The 260-nt window shown below is 25.4% G+C and carries 2 pseudogenes; one reads left to right on the forward strand and one right to left on the reverse strand.

Annotated elements, in window-relative coordinates:
• A pseudogene (locus tag J3495_RS19520) lies at positions 1-111 on the forward strand (IS982 family transposase); the annotation flags it as partial.
• 29 nt (positions 112-140) lie between these two features.
• On the opposite strand, the pseudogene J3495_RS19295 reads toward J3495_RS19520, so the two are convergent.
• Positions 141-260, reverse strand: a pseudogene (locus J3495_RS19295) (IS1595 family transposase); the annotation flags it as partial.

Raw genomic sequence — 260 nt, forward strand, 5'->3', positions numbered from 1 at the left:
GATATTAAAAAACTATTCCCAAGAACTATACATGCAGTTACTCTGGATGGATTCTTAATAAAGCTAACATTGTTTGTATTCGGTTTACAATTAAATAAAACAATTAACTAGCAACTTGAATTAATTATAAAAAAATTGAGTTATATACTTAGCCTCTGTATTATTTGATACTGATAAATTGGCAATGCCGTAATCATTCGTTGAATTGTTTTGTGAAAAATAGTTTCTTTGAAAATTGATCTATTAATTCTAAAGGTAAA

Origin of the sequence: Flavobacterium geliluteum, assembly GCF_017948595.1 — a bacterium.
Lineage (GTDB): Bacteria > Bacteroidota > Bacteroidia > Flavobacteriales > Flavobacteriaceae > Flavobacterium > Flavobacterium flavipigmentatum.